The sequence below is a fragment of the Flagellimonas abyssi genome (assembly GCF_019457905.1).
GTDB classification, from domain to species: Bacteria; Bacteroidota; Bacteroidia; order Flavobacteriales; family Flavobacteriaceae; genus Flagellimonas; species Flagellimonas abyssi.
This window is the reverse complement of sequence record NZ_JAHZSV010000008.1, coordinates 12,084-36,838: the sequence shown is the minus strand read 5'-3', so window position 1 is coordinate 36,838 and position 24,755 is coordinate 12,084. Positions and strand designations below refer to the sequence as shown.

Here is a 24,755-nt window from a genome sequence, read left to right as displayed (position 1 = left end):
CCCAACTTAGTCGTGGATTAGGGAACAAAGTTACAAAAAGTAAAAATGCAGTTCCAATATTGTGGTTCTTTATGGACAAATCACCATTTTTAAGGATATTTAGCAAAAACTTTTAGATGTCCTCATCAAAACGATTAGACAGAGCCTACAAAAATGCTGTGACGATTCCATTCGACGAAGATTCCAAGTTTATCTTTTTCAGCGACTGCCATCGGGGGGACAATAGTTTTGCGGACGATTTTGCCAATAACAGGAATATTTATTTCCATGCACTCAATCATTACTACCGGGAGGGTTTTACCTATATCGAATTGGGGGATGGTGATGAACTTTGGGAAAACATCAGTTTCGAAGCCATTTTTGAGGCGCATAAGAATGTTTATCAATTATTAAAACGGTTCCATTTGGAAAAACGCCTCCATATGCTTTGGGGCAACCATGATATGGTTTATCGTGATTCTGAATATGTTGATAAACACCTCTCACATTATTTTGAGCCCATCGACGGCTCCGACAAAGAACTTTTTGAGGGAATCACCTATCATGAAGCGCTTATTTTAAAACATACCAAAACGGGTCAGGAACTTTTTTGTGTTCACGGTCACCAAGCGGATTGGTGGAATTATGTGTGCTGGCGCATTGGTCGTTTTTTGGTGAGGATCTTATGGAAACCTCTACAAGTTGTCGGCATTGCCGACCCTACCAGCCCTGCCAAAAACTACAAGGAGCTTATCCGTATCGAAAAACGAATCAAACGTTGGATACTCAAAAAAGACTTGCTGGTCACTTTAGCGGGTCATACGCACAGGCCTCGGTTTCCCGAGCCCGGCCAAATTCCTTTTTTTAATGATGGAAGTTGTGTTCATCCAAGGAGCATCACCGGCATCGAGATTCTAAATGGGGAAGTATCTCTTATCAAATGGCACATAGATACCAAACCCGATGGTACTCTTCAAATCGTGCGGGTCTTATTGGAAGGTCCTGAAAAATTGGCTGATTACCAGACTGAGTAAAAATGCAGGCAGTACAACACATCTTTGATCAAATCCCCGTCCGTCACGACCTATCGTCGCATATCATGCTACTGGGCATCATCCAAGGTTTTTTTCTGGCATTCGTCATCTTTTTAAGGGCCAAACGGAAATCGGCCATCAATCTCTTCGGATGGTCACTTTTAATACAGTGCCTCGTTTTTTTGGATGTATACCTATGCTACACCGGGCTCATCAAATATGCTTTCCATTTAAATGATTCCACGGAATTCTTGGTACTGATGATAATGCCCACCATGTACTTTTTTTTGCACACCCTTTTAAACAGAAAACCATTTAACCTTAAAAAACATTGGCCGCATTTTTTGCTTCCAGTGCTGTACGCCATTTCCCAGTTCAATTATTATACAAGTCCTGTTGAGGTGAAAATCAATGCATATTTAGGGGCATATTACAGGAATTTGGGATTTTTGGATGTACCGGATACCATGGACTACTCCTATCATTTTATAAAGGACAAGTTTAGATGGTTGGTACTCCTCAATTTCGCTTTATATCTGTTCCTATCACTAAAATTGGTTCTCAAAACACGCAAAAAAGGTTGGACTTCCTCCAAAAACATAAAAGTGGACAAATATATTTTCTCGAGAAACACGGTTGTTTTCATTTTTGTATTGATGTTTACCTTGCTATGTATTTACCTGAATTATGATGATGATGGAGGAGATCATATCATTGGCATCGTACAGACCATCACCATATTCATCACCTCATTCTTTATTCTTTCGGAATCACGCTTTTTTGAAAAATCTTGGATTGCGGACAAATATGAGACCCTTGCCAACAATTCCATTCAATTTGAGACGATTGAAATTTTTATATCCGAATCGCAGTATTATGCCCAACAAGAAGTCAGTCTAAAAAAAGTGGCCGAACAGTTGGGTACCAATAGCAATACCGTTTCCAAGCTCATAAATTCCGAAACCAGCACCAATTTCAACGACTACATCAACCAAAAAAGAATTGTTTTGGCGCAAAGAAGGTTGCTGGATGATGAATTCAAACAACTCACTGTTGAAGCCATTGGCGAATCAGTCGGGTTTAAGTCCAAATCGGCATTTTACAATGCCTTCAAAAAACATACCGGTCAGTCTCCCTCTGCATTTATGAAGCAAAGCAAAGAGTGATTTCTCCACAATTGCAATTCAGGACGTCTTACCGACCAAAAAAAACATCTAGACTAAAGGCAGTTACCATCTTTGGAAAAATTTTTAAGATGAAGACCACTATTAGGCGATATGATTTGGATTGGCTACGGGTAATTGTGTTTGCGTTGCTCATATTTTATCACGTAGGAATGTTTTTTGTGCCATGGGGATGGCATGTAAAAAACAACCAAATCTATGATTGGCTGCGTTGGCCCATGATGTTCCTTAACCAATGGCGCCTCCCTGTTCTTTTTGTGATATCTGGAATGGGCACCTATTATGCCCTGGGCAAAAGAACCTTGGGAAAATTCATGTGGGAGCGTTTCCTTCGTTTAGGCATTCCTTTGGTAGCGGGTATGATCTTGATCGTACCTCCGCAAGTATATTTTGAACGGTTGGCCGAAGGACAATTTTCCGGTTCATATTGGACATACTTTACCTCTGTTGCTTTTGATGGTGTCTACCCCGAAGGCAACCTAAGCTGGCACCACCTTTGGTTTTTGCCCTACCTTCTGGCGTTTTCGTGGATTTTGGCCCCGTTGTTCGTCTATTTGAGAAATCACCAAACCCTTTTTATTGAATGGGTCAAACGATTGATTCAAAAAACCTGGGGAATCTATGCCTTTGTGATTCCGCTCTACTTTGTAGAATCACTGGTGGAACCCTTTTTCCCGGTCACTCATGCTTTAGTGGATGACTGGTTCAATTTTATATTCAGTATCATCCTGTTCTTTTATGGCTTCATTTTGATAGCAACAGGAGATGTTTTTTGGCAAGCACTGACAAAAGTAAAATCCAAGGCTATAATTCTAGGAATAATAGGATTTGCTTCCCAAGCTTTTATATGGCTGTTTTTGGAAGATGGCTACGTTGTCCATTTTACCGAAGCATTTTTAAAAGTAGTGAACATCTGGTCATGGATATTGGTATTGTTTGCCTACGCCTCAGAATACCTCAACAAGCCAAGCAAGGGATTGGCCTATTCCAATAGAGCAGTTTACCCATTTTATATTTTGCACCAGACCGTTACAGTGGGCATTGCCTATTATGTACGAGATCTGGATTGGGGGTTGGCCCCCAAAGCATTGGTATTGGTAATCGGTACCTTTGGTATCAGTTGGTTGATCTATGATTTGATTATTTTACGTATTCCGATACTGCATCCACTCTTTGGACTTAAAGCAAAAAAGAAAAATATGTAGGTTAACGATTTAACGTCAATTTATAATGCTGATGGCAAGGTATTTGCTAACTTTATTCTTTAGATAATTACCCGTCTAGCCATGAAAAAGAAGATATATATCGTTTTGGGAACTGTTCTTTTCAGCTTACCCATGTTCGCGCAGGGCGACTTGCCCACTACGCGACCTTTAAAGATTGGCGAGAAAAATAATCTTGATATAAAAGCAAGCAATCAGGGTACTTTGCTACGGATGCCTTCGGTACTCGATGAAAGCCTTACCTCCAAAAACGAAAAACCCGGTGTTAAAATGTTGCCCGACAGAGAACTTCTTCAGGCAGGTCACGATATGGTCATAGACCCCAAGGTTGTCGAAAAACGTGAAAAGGGAGCCAATGAACATTTTGGTGACCAATATCTGGGTGATTTCAAAACCACGGCAAAATTTGTCGGTATCGTTGCTAGGGACCATGAGTATGTGGACGGGGACCGTATCAAAATATACGTGAATGGTGAAGTAGTTGAATACAATTTACTGCTTTCAGGTTCTTATAGAGGAATCAACCTAGACCTTGTGGAAGGTTTCAACCGAATTGAATTTGAAGCCCTCAACCAAGGTTCTTCCGGGCCAAATACCGCTCAAGTAGTAGTAACGGACGATAAAGGTATTGTTATCCACAACAACCGCTGGAACCTATCCACAGGCTCCAAAGCCAGTCTAATTATTGTTAAGGAAGAGGACAGCGGAATTACAAAGAACAATTGAATTTTTCCTCAATACTTCTCTCCCGGCGAGTAGGTTGCTTCCGCACGTTTTAGCACATCCTCTTTATAGTAAGCAGCATCTTTAAAATCCTTGTCGGCGTAGCGTTGGGCCTGATTATCAAAATGGGGCGACTCTGGGTCCCCACTCTGACCTCCTGCCAATATGGTTTTCGCTTTTACCTTATCTCCAAACTCTACGACCGCAACAAAACTGTTTCCTCTTGTACCGTAGATTTTTTTGGTATTGTTGTCATATCTAGCACCGTATGCGGCCAAGGCTCCCCATGTACCACTGGCAAAACCAATGGGAATACTGGGTTTGTCGTCATCAAAAGGTTGACGGATGTCTCCATTCAAACGCTGATAACGGTTGACCTCGCCCCATGGCATTTTCCATGTACCAAAATCATTTTGAAGCTTGGTCAACGTTTCCTGAAACATATCCAATTTTTGAGCATCGGGCCAATCACCGCCCCAATATTCTACCCATTGCATGGAATACATGCCTTCGGGCCTTTCTGCCTTAGAATAACAAAGTGTACCGTAGTAATGCGCCAAAGTCATGGCAATGGATTCTTTTGATGTGGTAAAATCCCATTCCCTGAGCACTTCAATCGGTTCTTGCAGTTCCGGGTATGCTTTTGCATTCTCATTGTAGGCTTTTACCAACCCAGGAATCAACGCCTCAAAAGCGGGCAAATAAGGGTCATGGGCCAGTTCGATAAGTCCATCCAAGGTATAACCACTTCGACCGGTCAACAACCCAATGGCATGAATACCCCTAAAATTTTCTTGGTCTCTGGACATATAATTGGGGTAATCCTCATGTTTTGGGCTGAACTCAAGTGCAGAAGTGTAGGGAGTGGAGTTACAGTTTTGAATCCAACCGTTTTCTGGATTTAATACCAAAATATTTTCATCCACAGTATGCAATCCTTGCCAATCCGTTTTGGGATTGCTACCATCAACAGGTTGGGTATAATCAAAAATGGTATCGCGTTTTGGTACAAAATTGCCGTGGAAATACGCAATGTTCCCTTCGGCATCAGCATAAACGGTATTATTGGACGAATTTGTCCGGATATCCATCATTTTTCGAAAACCATCATAACCATCTTGCTTGGTGCGGATATAGGATTGTTCCAAGGCCTTTACAGGTTCCCACATCATGGCAGAAGCCGTCCATTGGTCATCCACTTGATGGGTAATGGGTCCGTGATGGGTGCGGTACATTGGGAATGTTTTCTCCTTCATACTTTCCCCATCCTTATATTTTAAGGTAACCGAACTGGAATCCACTGGTCGTAGTTCCTCACCATATTGATAAAATAGTTTCCCATCATTTTTTATGATGGTTTCCTTGAACTCATCCATCACATCGGTATAAGTGGATGTATGCATCCACCCCGTTCTCTCATTGAATCCTTGGTACACAAAAAATTGCCCCCAGGTAACAGCGCCGTATGCATTCAACCCTTCCTCGCTTACGACGTGCACTTCGCCCCTAAAGTAAAATGACGTATGTGGATTGATTAAAAGCATCGCATTGCCAGATTCTGTCAAGTCTCCAGAAATGGCAATTCCATTGGAACCTTGTGGCTCTGCCATTTCCTCCTCTTTTTTGATTTGAAGCGCTTCCATTTCGGGCAATTCCATTCCACTTTCATAAAAACTTTTGATTTTTCTAGTAGATATGCGCTCAATATCGCCGCCGATGGAACCCTCACTAAAATACATGGGCATCCAAGGTTCAAAACGGGTCAATAATTTGGGTTCTACTTCGGGATGGGTATGCAAGTAATAATTGATTCCATCCGCAAAGGCATCACAAAGTTCCTTTAACCACTCAGGGCTATTCTCGTAGTTGGCCTTGGCCTCCTCTTCCGTCATAAAAAGCTTTGCACGAAGATCGCTGTACAAGGCATTCTCGCCTTCCACTTCGGCCAAACGTCCCGTGGCCCAAATGTAGTTTTGTTCCACACGGTTAAAATCATCCTCACACTGGGCATATAGCAAACCAAAAACGGCATCGGCATCTGTTTTCCCATAAATATGGGGAACCCCAAAATTGTCCCGGATTATGGTAATGTTTTCAGCTTGTGCTTCCCATTGTTCCACCTCCGTTTTGTGCTTTTCAGAACAGGAAACAACTAAAAAAAGTGCTGCAAGGACAATAATTCTCATCTCGGGGTTGGTTTAGTTAGTTTGTGTGAAAATACGGGAAATCGGCAACAATTACCAACTTCCACTTGCTCCACCACCACCAGAACTTCCACCGCCACCGGAAAAACTACTGGAGCTACTACCAGAACTTGAGCTTGAACCAAAAGAGTGGGTGCCCGAAGAGGAGAAAGTTTTTTTCATGTAAGCCTTATCGGATTTAAAAAGCGACAGTTTAAAACCCTTATCTCCTTTCTTCCTGATTCTTAGGATAGCCAAGAGTATGGTGACTCCTATAAATGCGGCAATGACCAATAATACCCAAGTAAAATCTTTAGCAAGTGCATTCAATACATCATCAAAACCGAACAACATGGCCATAAAAAACAACGGCATACCTATAAAAACCAATCCAAAAATTAAGGGAAACATCATAAAAACTCCCATAAACACCCCTCGTACCACTGCCAGTTTTCCAATGAAAATGCCTCGTATTATTTCAATAAGTGTGGAATAGCCCTTATAAAAAACGAATCCTCCAGCTGCAACGAACATCATCAAAAACAAGCCTATAATTATATATAACCACCAAGGCATATCGGCTTCAGCATCTATATCTGCTTTGAACTCTTCCAAAGCTTCAGGGTCGTTCAAAAATTCAATGATCTGGTCTGTAGCAAGATCTATCCCTTCAAAGTAATCTTCATCCTTGAACCTTGGGATCATGGTATTTCGAATGATTCTAGAAGCAACAGCATCGGTTATATAGGATTCCAATCCATAGCCCACCTCAATTCGTACCTCTCTATCGAGTTTGGAAAACAAAATCAAAATCCCATTGTCCTTACCCTCTTGGCCAAGTCTGTTTTCATTGAATACTTCCAAGGCATATTGCTCAATGGTCTCGCCCCTCAGGTTATCAATGGTCAAAACCACCAGTTGATTGCTGGTCTCCGATTCAAATCGGTACAGTTTGTCCCGAAGCCCATCCAGCTGTGCTTGGGTAAAAATTTGGGCATCGTCCACAACAATTTCAGATAACCTAGCATACTCCTCTTGTGCAGCACACAACGAGAACATCAAGAACAAAAAACCGAACCAGTTCGCCTTTAACATGTCTATTTTAGTATTATAGCTCCTAAATATAGTGTTTGTAATCTTTTCATGAACAAAAGCTAATCTGTTCGGCATCCTTTTAATTTGCCGTAACTTGCGGTCTCTTTCTATATTTTGATATGCCCGATAAAAAAGTAAGCATCCTTACCGCGTTCAAAACCATAATTTGGCCGAAGCGCAAACTCGTTTTTCTTGGTCTACTTTTGATTGCCATCAGCAAAGCGGCAAGTTTTGTAGCGCCGATAGCATCCAAATATCTAATCGATGATGTGATCGTAAAAAAAGACGTGACCATGCTCAAGTATCTGGTCGCAGGGGTTATGCTGGCCATACTGGTGCAAGCCGTTACTTCTTTTCTGCTGACCAAAATTCTGAGCGTACAGGCGCAATATCTCATTTCGGAACTAAGGGCACAGGTTCAAAAAAAGGTACTGGCTTTGCCCGTCCGTTTTTTCGACAATGCCAAATCGGGAGCCTTGGTATCCCGAATCATGTCGGATGTTGAGGGGGTCCGAAACCTCATCGGAACGGGTCTGGTGCAATTGGTGGGCGGTATCATAACGGCTGTTGTTTCTTTGATTCTTCTCATGGAAATCAGCGTTTTTATGACGCTTTTTACTTTCATTCCGCTGACCATTTTTGCCATTATCGCGCTAAAGGCCTTTAAGATCATCCGACCTATTTTTAGGAATCGGGGCAAGATAAACGCCGAGGTAAAAGGACGGTTAACGGAAACCTTGGGCGGCATACGGGTGATCAAAGGTTTCAATGCCGAAAAACAAGAGGAGGAAGTTTTTGAAGTCGGCGTGGAACGTCTCTATCAAAATGTAAGAAAGAGTTTGACGACGACAGCTTTTATGACGAGCTCCTCCACCTTTTTGCTGGGCGTGGCAACCACCAGCGTTATGGGTTTTGGTGGCTATAAGATTATTCATGATACCCTTACCTTGGGTGAATTCGTTCAGTTTACGGTGCTATTGGGGCTTATGATCGCGCCCATTGTGCAAATGAGCAGCGTGGGAAGTCAATTGACCGAAGCTTTGGCAGGTCTGGACCGTACCGAAGAATTGATGAACCTTGAAGAGGAATCCGATGAGGAAAACCGTACGGTTGAATTGGATGGAATTCTGGGGCGGATGTCATTTTCGGATGTCAGTTTCTCCTATGAAGAAGACAAGGAAGTGTTGCACCATATTAGCTTTGATGTGGACCCTGGGCAAGTTGTGGCCCTAGTGGGCAGTTCCGGTTCTGGAAAATCCACCATTGCAGGATTGGCGGCAAGTTTTCTAAATCCTGATTCGGGAACCATCACAATAGATGGCCAGGATCTGTCCAAGGTGAATCTTAAAAGCTTCCGAAGGCATCTTGGGGTCGTGCTTCAAGATGACTTTTTGTTTGAGGGCACCATAAGAGAAAATATTCTTTTCCCAAGACCCAATGCCAGTGAAGAAAAGTTATTGGAAGCGGTAAAGGCGGCTTATGTGGATGAGTTCACGGACCGTTTTGATAAAGGGCTAGATACCCTGATCGGGGAACGAGGTGTTAAGCTCTCTGGAGGTCAGCGTCAACGGATTGCCATTGCACGAGCTATTTTAGCAGACCCAAAAATCTTGATTTTGGACGAAGCCACCTCCAGTTTGGACACTGAATCCGAAGCACTTATCCAAAAAAGTTTGGGAGAGCTCACCAAAGGCAGGACCACTTTTGTGATTGCGCACCGATTGAGCACTATCCGCAAAGCGGACCAGATTCTAGTTATTGAAAACGGGCACATTTTGGAACAGGGCACCCACGAACAATTGATTGCTTCCGAAGGAAGATATTTTAACCTGTTTACCTATCAAGCCAGGATTTAAGCTTCTTCTGGAGCCAATTCTACTTGTAGACCGTCCAAATCTTCGGTGATATGGAGCTGACAACCCAAACGGCTATTGTCTTTCACATTAAATGCCTCCGAAAGCATAGCTTCTTCGTCATCGGACATTTCAGGAAGTTCATGATCGGATTGCACATAGCATTGACAAGACGCACACATGGCCATTCCACCACAAATACCTATAGTTCCTTCTGGAGCAAGTTCGTAGGAACGTACTACTTCCATCAAGTTCATGTTCATATCTGTTGGTGCATCCACTTCGTGCGAAACACCTTCACGGTCTATAATTTTTATTTTAATATCGCTCATACCTATTTGAAGCTGAATCAAGCTTCCTAACGATTAATTGTTTGTTTTATTCTTAGTCGATTGCCTTAACAACAGCTTTTGGTGCTTCTTTTTTACTTCCGTCAAATCCTGTAACGCCGCCTACGGTGGTATACTTCATCACATATTTTTTATCTGGATTGATTCTTTGATAGGCGCTTTGGCACATCAAAGTAGCTTCATGGAACCCACAAAGTATCAATTTTAGTTTTCCCGGATAGGTGTTTACATCCCCTATAGCATAAATTCCAGGAATATTGGTCTGATAATCGTAAGTATTGTCCACCTTGATGGCATTTTTCTCTATTTCGAGTCCCCAATTCGAAATCGGGCCCAGCTTAGGCGACAATCCGAACAATGGAATAAAGTCATCCACCTCCACATCGGTTTCTTCGGAAGTAGAAGTATCCTTAACAGTCACTTTCTCCAACCGATTTTCACCTTTGAGCGCAACAACCTCTGCGGGTGTAATCAAATTGATTTTACCCTCATTCTTGAGTTGCTGTACTTTTTCAACCGAATCCAAAGCGCCCCTGAATTCGTTCCTACGGTGTACCAAGGTTACTTCCTTGGCAATATCGGCCAAAAAGATGGACCAGTCCAACGCAGAATCACCTCCGCCAGCAATCAACACTTTTTTATTTCGGTAGATTTCAGGTTCCTTGATCATGTAGGCCACACCGTTATCCTCGTACTTTTCCAGATTTTCCAACAAAGGCTTTCTGGGCTCAAAACTGCCCAAACCGCCAGCAATGGCCACAACGGGCGCATGGTGTTTGGTGCCTTTGTTCGTGGTGACAATAAAGGAACCATCCTCCAATTTTTCGATGGTCTCGGCACGTTCACCCAACGTAAAACCGGGCTGGAACGGTTTGATTTGTTCCATAAGGTTATCTACTAAATCACCAGCCAATACTTCTGGGAACCCAGGAATATCGTAAATGGGTTTTTTTGGATATATTTCGGAACATTGACCACCTGCTTGTGGCAATGCGTCTATTAAATGACATTTGAGTTGCAACAGGCCTGCTTCAAAAACAGCAAAGAGACCCGTAGGTCCCGCTCCTATTATCAGAATATCTGTTTTGATCATATATTAGAGGTTTTGGCCTGCAACTTACTGCATGCACAAAAAAAGATTCATGATTTTTATCAATTAGGAGATATTGATGACCTCTTCGATTTGAGGCGCATATTTTTTGATGGTCATTTCCACACCGCTTTTCAATGTCATTTGGTTTACACTGCAACCGATACAGTTGCCTTCCAAACGCACCTTTACGGTATTGTCCTCGATGGAAATCAACGTAATGTCGCCTCCATCGCTCTGCAAAAATGGACGTATTTCTTCCAACGCCTTTTCTACATTGCTCCTTGTTTCTTCTGATGTCATTGTTGTCATGCTCATTTCTTTTTAACAGCGGAACAACCTGCCATGGTTGTTATTTTTATTGCCTCGGTCGGTGGAAGGTCTGTGTTCCTCCTCACCAATTCTTGGACTACATTTTTGGTAAGCTCTTCAAAGGCCTCTTCGGTAGGGGTGGCCGTTTGCAAAGCAGCTGGTCTTCCTATATCGCCCGCCTCCCTGATGCTCTGTACCAAAGGAATCTCTCCCAAAAATGGGACTCCCAAATCCTCGGACAGGTTTTTTGCTCCGTTCTCACCAAAAATATGGTATTTGTGATCGGGCAGTTCCGCAGGTGTAAAATACGCCATATTCTCCACGATTCCCAATACGGGCACACTAATAGCTTCTTGCTGGAACATGGCCACTCCTTTTCTGGCATCGGCCAGTGCAATTTCCTGTGGAGTGCTCACCACTACGGCACCGGTTACGGGCAGGGATTGCATGATGCTCAGGTGGATATCACCTGTTCCCGGGGGTAAATCCAACAACAAAAAGTCCAATTCTCCCCAGTGCGCATCAAAGATCATTTGATTCAATGCCTTTGCCGCCATAGGCCCTCTCCAAATTACGGCCTGATTGGGCTGGGTAAAGAATCCTATAGAAAGTAGTTTTACACCATAGTTTTCGATGGGCTTCATCTTGGCTTTGCCATCCACATTAATGGACAAAGGTTTTTCCGTGGCCACATCAAACATAATGGGCATGGAGGGCCCGTAGATATCGGTATCCAACAATCCCACTTTAAAGCCCATTTTGGCCAAGGTGACGGCGATATTGGCGGTTACCGTGGATTTGCCCACACCTCCTTTACCGGACGCAACGGCAATGATATTTTGAATTCCGGGAATTGGATTTCCCTTGATTTGATTGACCTTGGACTGTGCAGGAGCATCAACCTTTAGGTTGACCTTTATTTTTGCTTTTTCGTATACCTCTCTATGGATGCATTTCAAAATTTCCACTTCGGTCTTCTTCTTTGCCTGAAGACTTGGATTTTTGATGGTCACATCCACTTCAACCTCATCACCGAAAACTTGAACATTGGTCACTGCACCGCTCTCGACCAAGTTTTGGCCTTCACCGGGTGCGGAGATCTTTTCCAGTGCCTTAAGAATATCTGTTTTTTTCAACTTCATGGATCAATTTTTTTAAACCAACTGTTTGAACTGGTTCTAAACTACAAAGATACGGTGTTGACGTTAGATTAAGAAGTTGTGCTGTCGAATTTCAAAAAAATCAGAACTTGAATTATGGGGAATCGAATAAAGTATGTCCGATGGGCACAAAAGAGCTGGATTATTGTGTTCGTTTTTTTGAAAAAATGTAGCTTAGAAGCTGCTATTTGAAATAACCGACCAACATGCTACCAAAAACCAGAATCCCCCATTTTTTTCTATTGCTTATTTCGTTGATGTGGCTCTCATGTTCCACCAACAAAAATTCTTTCACAAAAAGAGATGTAAAAAAGTCGGAAAAACTGATTGGACTTCATTTTGCCAACAAAAAAATTGATACGCTCTATCCCTATTTAAAGCGAAACCGTAGTGGTTTTGATTCCCTGCGCAAATACCCAATAGGAAATGATGTTTTCCCTGCAATTCGCTTTGACCCAACTCCTTTTGGATTTACCATGCCCGAGCAACAAAATGGAACCGAGTGGAACATTCCGGACAATGTTGAAGTACCAGAACCTTATGATTTGTTGGCTTTTTATACGATTCCCCAACTGGCATCGCTCATCAAAAACCAAAAAATTACGTCCACGGAACTCACGAAATTTTTCTTGGCACGACTCAAAAAATATCAGCCTACGCTGCAATGCAGTATCTCCATCACCGATAGCTTGGCTTTGGAACAGGCAAAACGTGCCGATGAGGAAATCAAAAATGGGAAATATCGGGGTATCCTGCACGGAATTCCCTATGGCACCAAAGATTTGATGGCGGTTCCTGGTTACCCCACCACTTGGGGGGCTGCTCCGTACAAAGACCAATTCATCAACGAAACGGCTACCGTTGTTAAAAAACTGGAGGAAGCGGGTGCGATTTTAGTGGCCAAACTAGTTTCTGGGGCATTGGCCCGAGGTGATGTATGGTTCGATGGAAAGACCAAAAACCCATGGGATACCACCCAAGGAGCCAGTGGTTCCTCTGCTGGATCGGGTTCCGCTACGTCTGCAGGTCTTGTGCCTTTTGCTCTGGGAACGGAAACATTGGGCTCGATTACTTCACCCAGTACGCGAAATGGTGTCACAGGTCTTAGGCCCACTTACGGGAGAGTAAGCAGACATGGAGTGATGAGCTTGAGCTGGTCCATGGACAAAGTCGGCCCATTGGGACGAAACGCGGAGGACTGTGCCATTGTTTTTGAAGCCATTCAGGGAAAGGATGAAAACGACCTGACCACGGTTGACCTTACTTTTGGCGTGGATTGGAAAAAAGACTACAAAAACCTACGGGTCGCCTATTTGAAAAAAGATATTGAAAAAGATACTACGGAATCTGGAAAAAATCTTAGAAATGCACTTAAATCCCTAAAAGAAATGGGTATTGAGCCCACAGCAGTGGAGATGCCCGAAGCAGTTCCATATCGTGGGTTTGATATTATTTTGAGGGCCGAAGCAGGTGCTTTTTTTGATGAGCTGGTACGTTCGGAAGGTGTGGATATTATGGTAGAACAAGATCAACGTTCGCGTGCCAATTCCCTAAGGCAAAGTAGATTTATTCCCGCGGTAGAGTATATCCAGGCCAATAGGCAACGACAGGTACTCATCCAAAAAATGCAGGATCTGATGAAGAATTATGATGTTTTGATTTCACCCACCTTTGGAAACGACCAACTTTTGGCCACCAACCTTACGGGGCATCCTGTAATCGCGGTTCCCACCGGCTTGGATGACAAAAACCATCCTACGAGTATGACGTTTGTCGGCAATTTGTACGATGAGGAAAGTATTCTACTGTTGGCCAAGGCGTTTCAGGACAATACCTCTTTTGATGAATTGCATCCTCCAGGATATTGATTCAAAGTTCCTGCGCAGGATCCCAAAAATATTTTCGAAAATCGACGATTTGATTGTCCTTTACTGGGATACCTTCATTTTCAAGAAGCTGTTGCATAATGTTGCTTCCATCAAAATGGTGCTTTCCTGTTAACACGCCCACTCGGTTCACCACGCGATGTGCAGGAACGTCCTTTGCCAAGGAATTGTTCATGGCCCAACCCACCATTCGGGCACTTCGAGCAGCCCCTAAATATTTGGCAATGGCACCATATGAGGTAACCCTGCCATAAGGAATCTCCTTGGCAACTTCATACACTTTATCAAAGAAGTTTTTTTCTTCCATATCAGCGATACATGATTCGAATCAGTGTAATGATCAATAGCAAGAGCATCAAAGCACTCAAAATATAATTGGAGTTCTTGGAGAACCGGTTGGTCTTGGTTTCCATCTTATCAAAATAGAAAGTGTAGAGGTATAAAACAGAAAATGTCCCTACCCCGGCAGCCACAACAAAGGTAGTGATGTCCTTGGCCTCGAATTTAATCCACCCAGCCTCGTTCCACATGGCGTTTAATCCACTATAGTATGGAATGGTCAATAAATTGAGAGCTGCCAACAAAACCCCTTTAAAAAAACTGTTCTTTTTGCTCAGATTGACCTCTTTAATAGCCTGCGACTGAGTTTTGTTACGCTTGGCCATAATAAAAAAATAGACGGCAAAAAAGGCAAAAACAGCGACCGCAATCTTAAATAGAACATCGATTACCTCTGGATTACGGTACAAAAACTTGGAAATATAAACCGCAATGTATGCCTGTACCATTATGGTACTGGAAACGCCCAAGCTAAAAATAATTCCGTTCAGCTTCCCTTTTTCCACACTAACCTTGGCCGCATTCATATTGAGCAAGCCCGGTGGCACGGTGGCCATAAAGGCCGCCGAAAATGTGGCAAAAAAGAGTATGAGTACGTGGGTCATTGGTTAGTTGATCCTAAATTGGATATAGGTAATTGATTTTCCTTTCTCAAGATACTGATTTTCGTAGAAAGTCTGAATTCCAAGAACTTCTTGAGGGGCTCCCTCATTCTTATAAACATCATGATTCGCATACACAATTTCGTGTCCCAAGCCTTGTAAAAGTCCCAATGTATAGCCGTGCATATACTCGCTATCGGTCTTTAAGTTGATCAATCCTCCTGGGGCCAGAATTTTTTTGTAGCGCTCCAGAAACTCAGGGTTCGTCATTCTATGCTTGGCTCGTTTGTATTTAATCTGAGGATCAGGAAAAGTAATCCAGATTTCGCTGACCTCTCCCTCTGCGAATAGGTGGTCCACCAGCTCTATTTGCGAGCGCAAAAAGGCGACATTATTTAATTTTTCTTCCAAAGCGGTTTTTGCACCTCTCCAAAAACGTGCTCCTTTTATATCTATTCCGATATGGTTCTTGTCCGGATTTATTTGTGCAAGTCCAACGGTGTATTCGCCCTTACCACAACCCAATTCCAATACAATGGGGTTATCGTTTCCGAAAAAAGAGGCCCATCTGCCTTTGTATTCGAATCCATCCAAAACCTCTTCCCGCGCGGGTTGCACCACATTGGTAAATGTTTCGTTCTCCTTGAACCTTTTTAATTTGTTTTTACTTCCCACTTTGGTATTTGATTGAGCAAAAAATTAATGATTTGGCAAAACTAAGGAAATCTAAAAGCAATTCGCATTTTGTTTTTTTGTGGGTATGAATTCTTCCAAACGTATTCTGGTAGCTCCATTGAATTGGGGACTGGGACATGCTACTAGGTGTATCCCTATTATTCATGAATTATTGCGGCACGGTCATCAACCCCATATCGCATCGGACGGCGTTGCACTATCACTGTTGAAGAAAGAGTTCCCCCATATCCCGGCATTTGAACTCCCCTCTTACAAGATTTCTTACGCAGAAAAGGGGAAGAACTTCAAAATAAAAATGATCTGGGACTCACCAAAGGTGCTGAAGGCCATGGCCAAGGAGAAAAAAGCGGTGAAAAGATTGGTGAAAGAACATGGTTTGGACGGAATTATCTCCGATAACCGATTGGGTGCCTACTATAAAAAAGTGCCCTGTGTATTTATTACGCATCAACTCAATGTACTTTCCGGTAACACGACTTGGATGAGTTCCAAAGCACATCAAAAAATCATTAAAAAATTTGATGCTTGCTGGGTACCCGATGTAAAGGACAAACCCAACTTGACCGGAAAATTGGGCCACTTAAAAAAATCCAAATTGAACATTGTGTATTTGGGTCCTTTAAGCCGGTTTGAAAAAAAACAACTTGCCATCACCAATGACTTGATGGTTTTACTATCCGGTCCGGAACCTCAACGAACAATGCTGGAGGAGAAACTACTTAGTGAATTACAACCATTTGAAGGCAATATTCTCTTTGTAAAAGGTAAAATAGAGGACGAACAGGTTGTGGAAGAGATTCAAACCCCAAGAGGAAAAATACGGCACTACAATTTTATGAAATCCGCCGAACTAGAAACTGCCATAAACCAGAGTGATAAAGTGCTATGTAGATCGGGATACACCACGGTTATGGATCTAGCAAAATTGGAGAAAAAGGCATTTTTTATTCCTACTCCAGGGCAATATGAACAAGAATACTTGGCCAAACGAATGCAAAAACAAGGACTTGTCCCTTTTTCCAGTCAAGAGGATTTTACTGTGAAAGATTTATCCAGAATCGAAAAATTCTCGGGTTTGGCTCAGTTTGAATCGACCACTGACTATTCTTCCTTGTTTGAAGTTTTCTCTGCTACGGATACCGGAGCCTTAGCTTTTTCCAATGTAAATGAGAATTCGGAACCTACATCGACCTCGCTCTCCACATAAATTTTTTCGCCGTGGCCTTCTACAATGTGCTTCACAATGGAAAGTCCAAGACCGGACCCTCCCTCGGCTCGGCTGCCACTTTGGTCCACACGATAAAATCGTTCGAACAATCTTGGAATATGCTGTTTGGGGATACCCCCTCCATTATCAGTTACCCGAACGATCACCTTATTTTTAATTAAGTTTTCTACACTTACCTCCGTGGTTCCTTTGGGCAGCCCATATTTAATAGAGTTCACCAAAAGGTTACTTATTACTTGTTGTATCTTTTCCTTGTCCCCGTTCACGTAGACAGGGTTTGGGTATTCCATATCAAAGGTGAGTGAGATTTCCTTTCTGGCCGCTTTCATTTCCAATAGGTCAAAGGTGTTCTGTATAAGCTCGATGATATCAAAATCCTCTCTTTCCAATTTCAGTTCACCTGCTTCCAGTTTGGTGATAAGATCAAGATCCTTTACAATATATATGAGCCTTTCTACACCCTTGTTAGCACGTTGCAGATATTTTTTTCGCAGCTTTTTATCCTTCATGGCACCATCGAGTAAGGTCAAAATATAACCTTGGACCGTAAATAGTGGTGTTTTTAGCTCGTGGGAAACGTTGCCCAGAAAATCCTTTCTGTATTCTTCACGGATTTTAAGAGTATCTATCTCTATTTTCTTTCCTTCGGCAAATTTTTCAATTTCCTGTACCAAGGTGCGCATATCGGTGGTTACAGGTTTTGAGGAGAAGGAAGATGACTCCAGAAGGGAGACATCATCATAAATTCTTTTGATTCGCCTATAAATGAAGCGTTCTACACGGATTTGAATGATGGCAAAACAAATACCAAAACTTATCAAGGCAAAAAGTAGGGTGTGCGACCAATCTATATGGTCAACATCCATATGAAATCCTATAAATACCAGAGTGATCAAAATGGTGATAACCAAAGAAGATCGAAGTGCAAATTTGTATGATTTCTTTAGTTTTATGGCCATTAGAGTACAAACTTATACCCCACACCTTTAACGGTTTTAAAGTGGTGATCTCCGATTTTTTCGCGTAATTTTCTAATATGAACATCTATGGTTCGGCCACCAACCACCACTTCGTTGCCCCAAACTTTATCCAAGATTACTTCTCGTTTAAAGACTTTGTTTGGTTTGGATGTTAAAAGTGAAAGAAGCTCAAATTCCTTTCTTGGCAGGACCATTTCTTCACCATCGTTCACAATTTTGTACTCTTCCCTATTGATGATAATCTCTCCGACTTTGACGATATCTTCCACTTCCTTCTTGTCATCTTTCAACCTTCGCAACAAGGCCTTCACTTTGCTAACCAATACTTTTGGTTTTATGGGCTTGGTGATATAATCGTCTGCCCCTGCATCAAAACCGGCCACTTGGGAATAATCTTCTCCTCGTGCCGTCAAGAAAGTGATTATAGTATGATCCAACCCCGGTGTGCTTCGGATTACTTCGCATGCCTCAATACCATCCATTTCCGGCATCATAACATCCATAATAATAAGATGGGGGCTTTTCTTCTTGGCCTTCGCAACTCCTTCCACTCCGTTTTTGGCAGTGAATACTTCGTACCCTTCGGCAGAAAGGTTATAGCTTATAATTTCCAGAATATCAGGTTCATCGTCTACCAATAGAATCTTAATGTCCTTGTTTTTCATGGGATGGTATTTCTGTGTTAAACGCCCAAATGTAAAGATAATACACTTACGGGATAAACGCTTAACGTTGATTTAATCTAGTAACCTTATTGTAACAAAACTGAAATAAACACTTAACATACAACTAACACGGCTTTTACAACCTGTGGCGTTCTTTGCGCCAAATATATACCTGATAATGAAATATTTTTTACTGATTTTTGCCTTGTTTGCAACATCACTGAGCAGCGCCCAGCAATCCACGGGTAGCATTGTCGGTAAACTAACCGACCAAGAGTACAACAATGAGCCACTTGCTTTTGCCAATGTGGTAATTAAGGGTACCACTATTGGAACTACTTCCGATTTTGATGGCCTTTATGAAGTTTCCGGGATTGCCCCGGGCACTTACATTTTAGTATATAGTTATTTAGGTTATGAAACCGTAGAAATCCCAAATGTAACAGTAGAAGCTGGAAAAGTTACTAGCGTAGACGTTCCAATGAGTGCTGGACAGGGAATGGCACTAGATGAAGTAGTAGTTACCACTGTAGCCAGGAAAGATTCCGAGACTGCCTTACTATTAGATCAAAAAAGAGCAATTGAAATAAAGGAAAGTATCGGCGCTGTAGAATTAGGAAATTTAGGAATCTCCGATGTAAAATCTGCCGCTACTAAAATCTCCGGTGTTACTGAAAGTGAAGCTTCTGGAGATGTATTTGTTCGTGGTCTTGGAGATAGATATTTGACCACTACCTTTAATGGTCTTCCTATTCCATCCGATGACATCGAGAAAAAAAACATAGACCTTGGCTTGTTCCCAACTAGGGTAATCCAAAACGTGAGTATTAGCAAAACCTATTCTGCTGCCACTTCTGCCGACCAAGCTTCCGGTAATATAAATATTGCCTCAAGGGAATTGTCCGGAACCAGTGAATTGGAAGTGGGTGTTTCCATTGGAGCCAACACCAATGCTATTGGCGATGGATCGGACGGGCAAGGTTTTAAGGTAACAGCAAACTACGAAGATACCTCTCTCGGATTTTACGATACCGATATCGACATTAGAGATCAAATCACCAACCAATCATGGGACGCCAGTACTGTTGAAACACCAGCCAATATGGGCGTCAACATTAGTGGTGGAAAATCCTTTTTTGACAACAAGTTCAAAGTGTTTGGTACATTGTCCAACTCCAAAAATCATAAATATTACAGCCCTGGCGAATTTTTGATTTATGATCAGGTAACGGTTACAGATTCCATTACAGATTTTCAACAGTGGGAAACAGAGCATGTAAACAATGCCATGTTGGACCTTACCTACCAAGATGAAAAAAACATAATAAAATCTGTAACGCTTTTTGTAAATACATTAAATGATGTAGTGTCAGAAGGAGGTAGAAACGGTTTTGGTAACATTCAGGAAGAGACCATAGGAGATTTTTCTGATTTTTTAAGAGATCAAAACACCAAGCAGACCCGTTTGTTTGTTACCCAATTAATCGGTAACCACAAGTTTGGAGAAAAAAATGTATTGGACTGGGCCGTTAGTTATAACAAACTTAACGCCGATGAGCCGAACAGGATTCGTAACATCATCAACTTTACCTCAGACCCCGTAAATGCTTTTCTCTACGAAAACAGTGCCTTTGAATCAAGAAAACTTTCCCAGACAATTGATGATGAAGAGTACAACGGTCTCTTAAAAGATAGGCTGAAAATCATTGATGAAGAAAATAAAAAATTTTACATTGACCTTGGGGCGAACTATAGAAAAAAGACAAGAGATTTTGAATCTACTTTTTATGGAGTTTCCAACGTAGATGACAATAGACCAAGCTCCACTTCATTGGATGATCTTGATCAGATTTTTACAGATGCCAACTTCAATAACAATATTTTGGAAATCATCGCTTTCCAGTCCAACGAAGCTGGAGAAGTAAAGGATGAATATACCGGTGAGTATGAATCCATTGCAGGGTTTGCTCTTTTTAACGTTGGCTTTGGAAACTGGAACTTTAACGCCGGACTTAGGGCACAACAAGATGAAATCGTAGTAAACTATGATGTGGCCAATGCACCTGGCGGTGAAGTTGGTTCCGTTTCAAGGGATTATACCAACGTTTATCCTAGTTTGAACATAAAATATGCACTTAACGAAGAACATGCCCTTCGTTTTGCTGCCAGCCGCAGCATCACACTTCCAGAGTTTAAGGAAATTGCTCCTTTTCGATACATTTCCCCCACAGGGCAACAAGTTTTTGGTACTGTTGGAGATAATGCATTGGAAGCTTCGTTCGCCAACAACTTTGACCTTAAATGGGAGTTCTTTCCAACTAGGGGTCAGCTGGTTTCTGCTTCCTTGTTTTATAAAAGCATAGAAGACCCCATCAACAAAGTACGTGCACGTGGTTCCGATGGTGCCTTGTTCACCTTTAGAAACACAGGGGAAGAAGCCACTATCTATGGTATCGAGATAGAATCCAAAATAGATATCATCACTCCTGAAATGAACGATGAGAACGGCAACCCATTAGGACCAACACTAAGTTTGGTACTAAACGCCAGTAGAATGTGGCACGAGCAAGACCTTATCGAAAGAACCACGGAAGAAGGTGCAATTATAGAAACTTTTAGATACGGAACCAATAAAAATGCCCCCCTACAAGGTGCTTCCGATTGGATCATGAACAGTAGTTTAAACTTGGAAACCTCCAACAATTGGGTAGCCAACGTATCAGCAAGCTATGCTTCGGACAAGATTTTTGCCATGGGATTTGCAAGAGCTCAAGAAGATTGGGATACCCGTTATAATGATGCCATTTTGGAAAAAGGATTCGTGGTGTTGAACTCAAAAATCAGTAAGCAGTTTGGACAAAACTTTCAAGTATCGTTATCCGGACAAAACTTGTTAAATCCAAAAATAGAACAGTCCATAAACTACTTGACTTCTGAAAGTAGAGCGGAATTGGAAGCATTTTCAGATGACAGAGAAGTACGTTTGGGACCAGGCGCCCCACAAAGAGAGACTATTACCGATGTAGTTCGCTCTTATACTTTGGGCAGAACATTTAGCCTTGGACTTAAATATACTTTTTAACGCTAATCAATACAATAGTCTAATAATTAATCTAAATCCATTTCTTTTATGAAAACGAAAATTTTGAAACTTTCAATGTTATCGCTAGCCACAATGGCACTGGTTTTTACCAGTTGTAGTGGTGATGATAATGGCGGGGATAATCCAACCACGCCTACCTGTGATGACAATATCCAAAACGGGGATGAAACAGGAGTAGACTGTGGTGGTTCTTGCGAGCCATGTGAAAATCCAGCTACAACGCTTACAGGTTCAATATCCGAGGATATGACCCTAGACCCAGCTGAGACCTATGTTCTACAAGGTTCTTTTAGCGTGGAGTCCGGAGCTACTTTGACCATCCCTGCTGGAACAACAATTACAGCCGAGGTTGAAGATGGTACCGAAACCAAAACTTACATCGTTGTACAAAAAGGAGGTATGATTGATGTTCAAGGTACCGAGGCCAACCCTGTTATCCTTACTTCTGCAAACGAAGAGCCAGGTGATTGGGGTGGTTTAATTCTTGCTGGTAACGCAACCACTACCGAAGGCGTGGATGCCGAAGCTGAAGTAGGCGGTATCATCTATGGAGGTACTGACGATGCCGACAATTCTGGTAGTATCGATTACTTGATCATCAACTATGCCGGCGCACAGATCAGTACAGAATCTCAGTACAATGGTCTTACTCTTTACGCAGTTGGTTCAGGTACCACAATAAGCAATGTTGCCGTACTTAACGGTACTGATGATGGTGTTGAGTTTTTCGGCGGAACTGTTTCCGCTTCCAACTTCTATTTGGAAAACAACGAAGACGACGCTATTGATTGGACTGAAGGATGGAACGGTACATTGACAAACGCTTATGTAGTTCACACTTCTGGATTCTCTACTGTTGTTGAAGCAGATGGAGAGAACAAAAACCCAAGTTTGGTTAATTTGACCGCTGTTTCTTCCGTTGGAGGTACAGCCCTCCAGTTTAAAAAAGAATCTGGAGCAACCATTACAGGACTTTCTTTGAACGGATACGATACATCTGTATTGATGAGCGACGCTGGTCCATTGGCTAACGTTCAAATTGAAGGAGCAGATGCCAATCCCAACCTATCTTACGTTGGTGATGCCACAGTTGACGTAGAAATGTTTGGATGGGTAAATTCTGCACTTGTGATAGAAGAAAGCAAATTGACAGGTTCCCTAACTTCCGATTTAACTTTAGATCCAGCTGTAGACTACTTTTTGGAAGGAAGCTTTAGCGTGGAATCCGGTGCTACTTTGACCATCCCTGCTGGAACAAGAATCGTTGCCGATGTTGAGCAAGGTACTGAAACCAAAACATACATCGTAGTACAAAAAGGTGGTATGATCGATATTCAAGGTACCGCTACCGACCCTGTTGTTATGACTTCTTCCAACGAAGAGCCAGGTGACTGGGGTGGATTGGTAATTGCTGGTGATGCAACCACTACCGAAGGTGTGGATGCCGAAGCCGAAGTAGGTGGTATCATCTACGGTGGAACAAACGATGCGGACAACTCTGGTAGCATTGAATACTTGATCATTAACTACGCTGGTGCTCAAATCAGCACTGAATCTCAGTATAACGGTCTTACCCTTTACGCTGTAGGTTCTGCTACTACAATCGATAACGTAGCTATCTTGAACGGTACCGATGATGGTGTTGAGTTCTTCGGAGGAACTGTTTCCGCTTCCAACTTCTACTTGGAAAACAACGAAGATGACGCTATCGACTGGACAGAAGGATGGAACGGTACATTAACCAATGCTTACGTATTGCACACAGCTGGTTTCTCTACTGTTGTTGAAGCAGATGGTGCCAATGGCAACCCAAGCTTGGTTAACTTGACCGCTGTTTCCACAGTTGGTGGTACAGCTCTTCAGTTCAAAAAAGAATCCGGAGCAACCATTACAGGACTTTCTCTAGATGGATATGATACATCAGTATTGATGAGCGACGCTGGTCCATTGGCCAATGTTCAAATTGAAGGCGCCGATGCCAACCCAGCAGAAACTTATGCTGCCGTTGCCTCTGTTGACATCAATACATTTACTTGGGCTACAGGAAATGCTGAAGCACAATCTGCTACGTTGACAGGTTCTCTTAACTCTACACTTACATTGGATGCCGATGTAACTTACTACTTGAACCAATCTTTCAGTGTCGAAGATGGAGCTACTTTGAACATCCCTGCTGGAACAACTATTATTGCCGATGTTGAAAATGGTGACGAAACCAAAACATTCATCGTGGTTCAAAAAGGAGGTACAATCAATGTACAGGGTACTGCTGCTAATCCTGTTGTTATGACCTCATCCAACACAACTCCTGGTGACTGGGGTGGTTTGGTAATTGCCGGTAAAGCTACTACTACCGAAGGTGTGGATGCCGAAGCTGAAGTTGGAGGTATTCTTTATGGTGGTACTGAAGATGATGACAATTCAGGTAGCATCGAATACTTGATCATTAACTATGCCGGTGCACAGATTAGCACCGAATCTCAGTATAACGGCCTTACACTTTATGCAGTAGGTTCTGGAACCACAATCGATAATGTTGCCATCAAAAATGGAACAGACGACGGTGTTGAGTTCTTTGGTGGAACCGTTTCTGCTTCCAACTTCTATTTGGAAAACAATGAGGATGATGCCATTGACTGGACAGAAGGATGGAACGGTACGTTGACCAATGCTTACGTATTGCACACTTCTGGCTTCTCCACTGTTGTTGAGGCCGATGGCGCTAACGAAAACCCAAGTTTGGTTAACTTGACCGCTGTTTCCACGGTTGGTGGTACAGCTCTTCAGTTCAAAAAAGAATCTGGAGCAACCATTACAGGACTTTCCTTAACAGGGTATGATACTTCTGTATTGATGAGCGATGCTGGTCCATTGGCCAATGTACAAATTGAAGGTGCAGATGCTGATCCTGCAGAAGTTTATGATGCAACTGCAACTGTAGATGTAACAATCTTTGATTGGGCCAACTAATCAAGATTATATATACTTATAATTTTAAAAGCCCCCGCAATTGCGGGGGCTTTTTTGTTTACTATTCATTAATAATTACTTAATCATAGGGTAGTCTTTT

General features: G+C 42.3%; 20 protein-coding genes. 9 read left to right on the top strand and 11 right to left on the bottom strand.

Annotation, left to right across the window (positions count from 1 at the left end; all coding sequences use genetic code 11):
* Positions 1-116 precede the first annotated feature (116 nt).
* The 4 genes from K1F36_RS07785 to K1F36_RS07770 all read left to right on the top strand — a co-directional run bounded on the left by K1F36_RS07785 (position 117) and on the right by K1F36_RS07770 (position 4,146).
* On the top strand, positions 117-1,013 hold the full coding sequence (locus K1F36_RS07785; protein ID WP_220113315.1) for a metallophosphoesterase: 897 nt from the start codon (positions 117-119) through the stop codon (positions 1,011-1,013).
* 2 nt (positions 1,014-1,015) lie between these two features.
* On the top strand, positions 1,016-2,179 hold the full coding sequence (locus K1F36_RS07780) for a helix-turn-helix domain-containing protein (protein WP_220113314.1): 1,164 nt from the start codon (positions 1,016-1,018) through the stop codon (positions 2,177-2,179).
* Positions 2,180-2,268: 89 nt separating this feature from the next.
* Complete coding sequence (locus K1F36_RS07775) at positions 2,269-3,402, top strand: acyltransferase family protein (RefSeq protein ID WP_220113313.1); 1,134 nt, start codon at positions 2,269-2,271, stop codon at positions 3,400-3,402.
* Positions 3,403-3,483: 81 nt separating this feature from the next.
* Positions 3,484-4,146: a hypothetical protein gene (locus tag K1F36_RS07770; RefSeq protein ID WP_220113312.1), complete on the top strand. Its 663-nt coding sequence runs from the start codon at positions 3,484-3,486 to the stop codon at positions 4,144-4,146.
* An 8-nt stretch (positions 4,147-4,154) separates the two neighbouring features.
* Here K1F36_RS07770 and K1F36_RS07765 read toward each other — a convergent pair whose 3' ends face one another.
* Positions 4,155-6,329, bottom strand: coding sequence for an acylase (locus K1F36_RS07765; protein ID WP_220113311.1), 2,175 nt, complete (start codon positions 6,327-6,329; stop codon positions 4,155-4,157).
* 51 nt (positions 6,330-6,380) lie between these two features.
* Positions 6,381-7,496, bottom strand: coding sequence for a TPM domain-containing protein (locus K1F36_RS07760; protein ID WP_258538982.1), 1,116 nt, complete (start codon positions 7,494-7,496; stop codon positions 6,381-6,383).
* A 44-nt stretch (positions 7,497-7,540) separates the two neighbouring features.
* On the opposite strand from K1F36_RS07760, the gene K1F36_RS07755 reads away from it, so the two are divergent.
* A complete protein-coding gene (locus K1F36_RS07755; RefSeq protein ID WP_220113310.1) occupies positions 7,541-9,277 on the top strand; it encodes an ABC transporter ATP-binding protein in 1,737 nt (578 codons plus the stop codon).
* Here K1F36_RS07755 and K1F36_RS07750 read toward each other — a convergent pair.
* From K1F36_RS07750 to K1F36_RS07735, 4 genes are all read right to left on the bottom strand, one after another.
* Positions 9,274-9,606: a 2Fe-2S iron-sulfur cluster-binding family protein gene (locus K1F36_RS07750; RefSeq protein WP_220113309.1), complete on the bottom strand. Its 333-nt coding sequence runs from the start codon at positions 9,604-9,606 to the stop codon at positions 9,274-9,276. The genes K1F36_RS07755 and K1F36_RS07750 overlap by 4 nt on opposite strands.
* A 52-nt stretch (positions 9,607-9,658) precedes the next feature.
* Positions 9,659-10,717, bottom strand: coding sequence for an NAD(P)/FAD-dependent oxidoreductase (locus K1F36_RS07745; protein WP_220113308.1), 1,059 nt, complete (start codon positions 10,715-10,717; stop codon positions 9,659-9,661).
* Between the two features lie 63 nt (positions 10,718-10,780).
* Entirely contained in the window at positions 10,781-11,017 is a 237-nt protein-coding gene (locus K1F36_RS07740) for a NifU family protein (protein ID WP_108246045.1), read from the bottom strand.
* Between the two features lie 11 nt (positions 11,018-11,028).
* Entirely contained in the window at positions 11,029-12,168 is a 1,140-nt protein-coding gene (locus tag K1F36_RS07735; RefSeq protein WP_220113307.1) for an Mrp/NBP35 family ATP-binding protein, read from the bottom strand.
* A gap of 224 nt (positions 12,169-12,392) precedes the next feature.
* On the opposite strand from K1F36_RS07735, the gene K1F36_RS07730 reads away from it, so the two are divergent.
* On the top strand, positions 12,393-14,054 hold the full coding sequence (locus K1F36_RS07730; RefSeq protein ID WP_220113306.1) for an amidase: 1,662 nt from the start codon (positions 12,393-12,395) through the stop codon (positions 14,052-14,054).
* A 1-nt stretch (position 14,055) separates the two neighbouring features.
* Here the strand turns inward: K1F36_RS07730 and K1F36_RS07725 are convergent, their stop codons facing one another.
* From K1F36_RS07725 to trmB, 3 genes are read right to left on the bottom strand one after another with little or no spacing between them, the layout of a single operon-like run.
* A complete protein-coding gene (locus tag K1F36_RS07725) occupies positions 14,056-14,379 on the bottom strand; it encodes an MGMT family protein (protein WP_207030647.1) in 324 nt (107 codons plus the stop codon).
* Position 14,380: 1 nt separating this feature from the next.
* Positions 14,381-15,016: a LysE family transporter gene (locus K1F36_RS07720; RefSeq protein WP_207030648.1), complete on the bottom strand. Its 636-nt coding sequence runs from the start codon at positions 15,014-15,016 to the stop codon at positions 14,381-14,383.
* A gap of 3 nt (positions 15,017-15,019) precedes the next feature.
* Positions 15,020-15,688, bottom strand: a complete 669-nt coding sequence (gene trmB, locus K1F36_RS07715) for a tRNA (guanosine(46)-N7)-methyltransferase TrmB (protein WP_220113305.1) — start codon at positions 15,686-15,688, stop codon at positions 15,020-15,022.
* A gap of 85 nt (positions 15,689-15,773) precedes the next feature.
* On the opposite strand from trmB, the gene K1F36_RS07710 reads away from it, so the two are divergent.
* On the top strand, positions 15,774-16,916 hold the full coding sequence (locus K1F36_RS07710) for a glycosyltransferase (protein WP_220113304.1): 1,143 nt from the start codon (positions 15,774-15,776) through the stop codon (positions 16,914-16,916).
* Here the strand turns inward: K1F36_RS07710 and K1F36_RS07705 are convergent.
* Both K1F36_RS07705 and K1F36_RS07700 read right to left on the bottom strand, forming a co-directional pair.
* Entirely contained in the window at positions 16,811-17,896 is a 1,086-nt protein-coding gene (locus tag K1F36_RS07705) for a sensor histidine kinase (RefSeq protein ID WP_220113303.1), read from the bottom strand. The genes K1F36_RS07710 and K1F36_RS07705 overlap by 106 nt on opposite strands.
* Positions 17,896-18,582, bottom strand: coding sequence for a response regulator transcription factor (locus K1F36_RS07700; protein WP_220113302.1), 687 nt, complete (start codon positions 18,580-18,582; stop codon positions 17,896-17,898). Before K1F36_RS07700 ends, K1F36_RS07705 begins: the two co-directional genes overlap by 1 nt.
* A 178-nt stretch (positions 18,583-18,760) precedes the next feature.
* Between K1F36_RS07700 and K1F36_RS07695 the strand changes: the two genes are divergently transcribed.
* A complete protein-coding gene (locus K1F36_RS07695; protein WP_220113301.1) occupies positions 18,761-21,664 on the top strand; it encodes a TonB-dependent receptor in 2,904 nt (967 codons plus the stop codon).
* A gap of 48 nt (positions 21,665-21,712) precedes the next feature.
* The gene (locus tag K1F36_RS07690) at positions 21,713-24,655 is read left to right on the top strand and encodes a beta strand repeat-containing protein (protein ID WP_220113300.1); all 2,943 of its coding nucleotides are present in this window, start codon (positions 21,713-21,715) and stop codon (positions 24,653-24,655) included.
* The last annotated feature ends 100 nt before the right edge of the window (positions 24,656-24,755 follow it).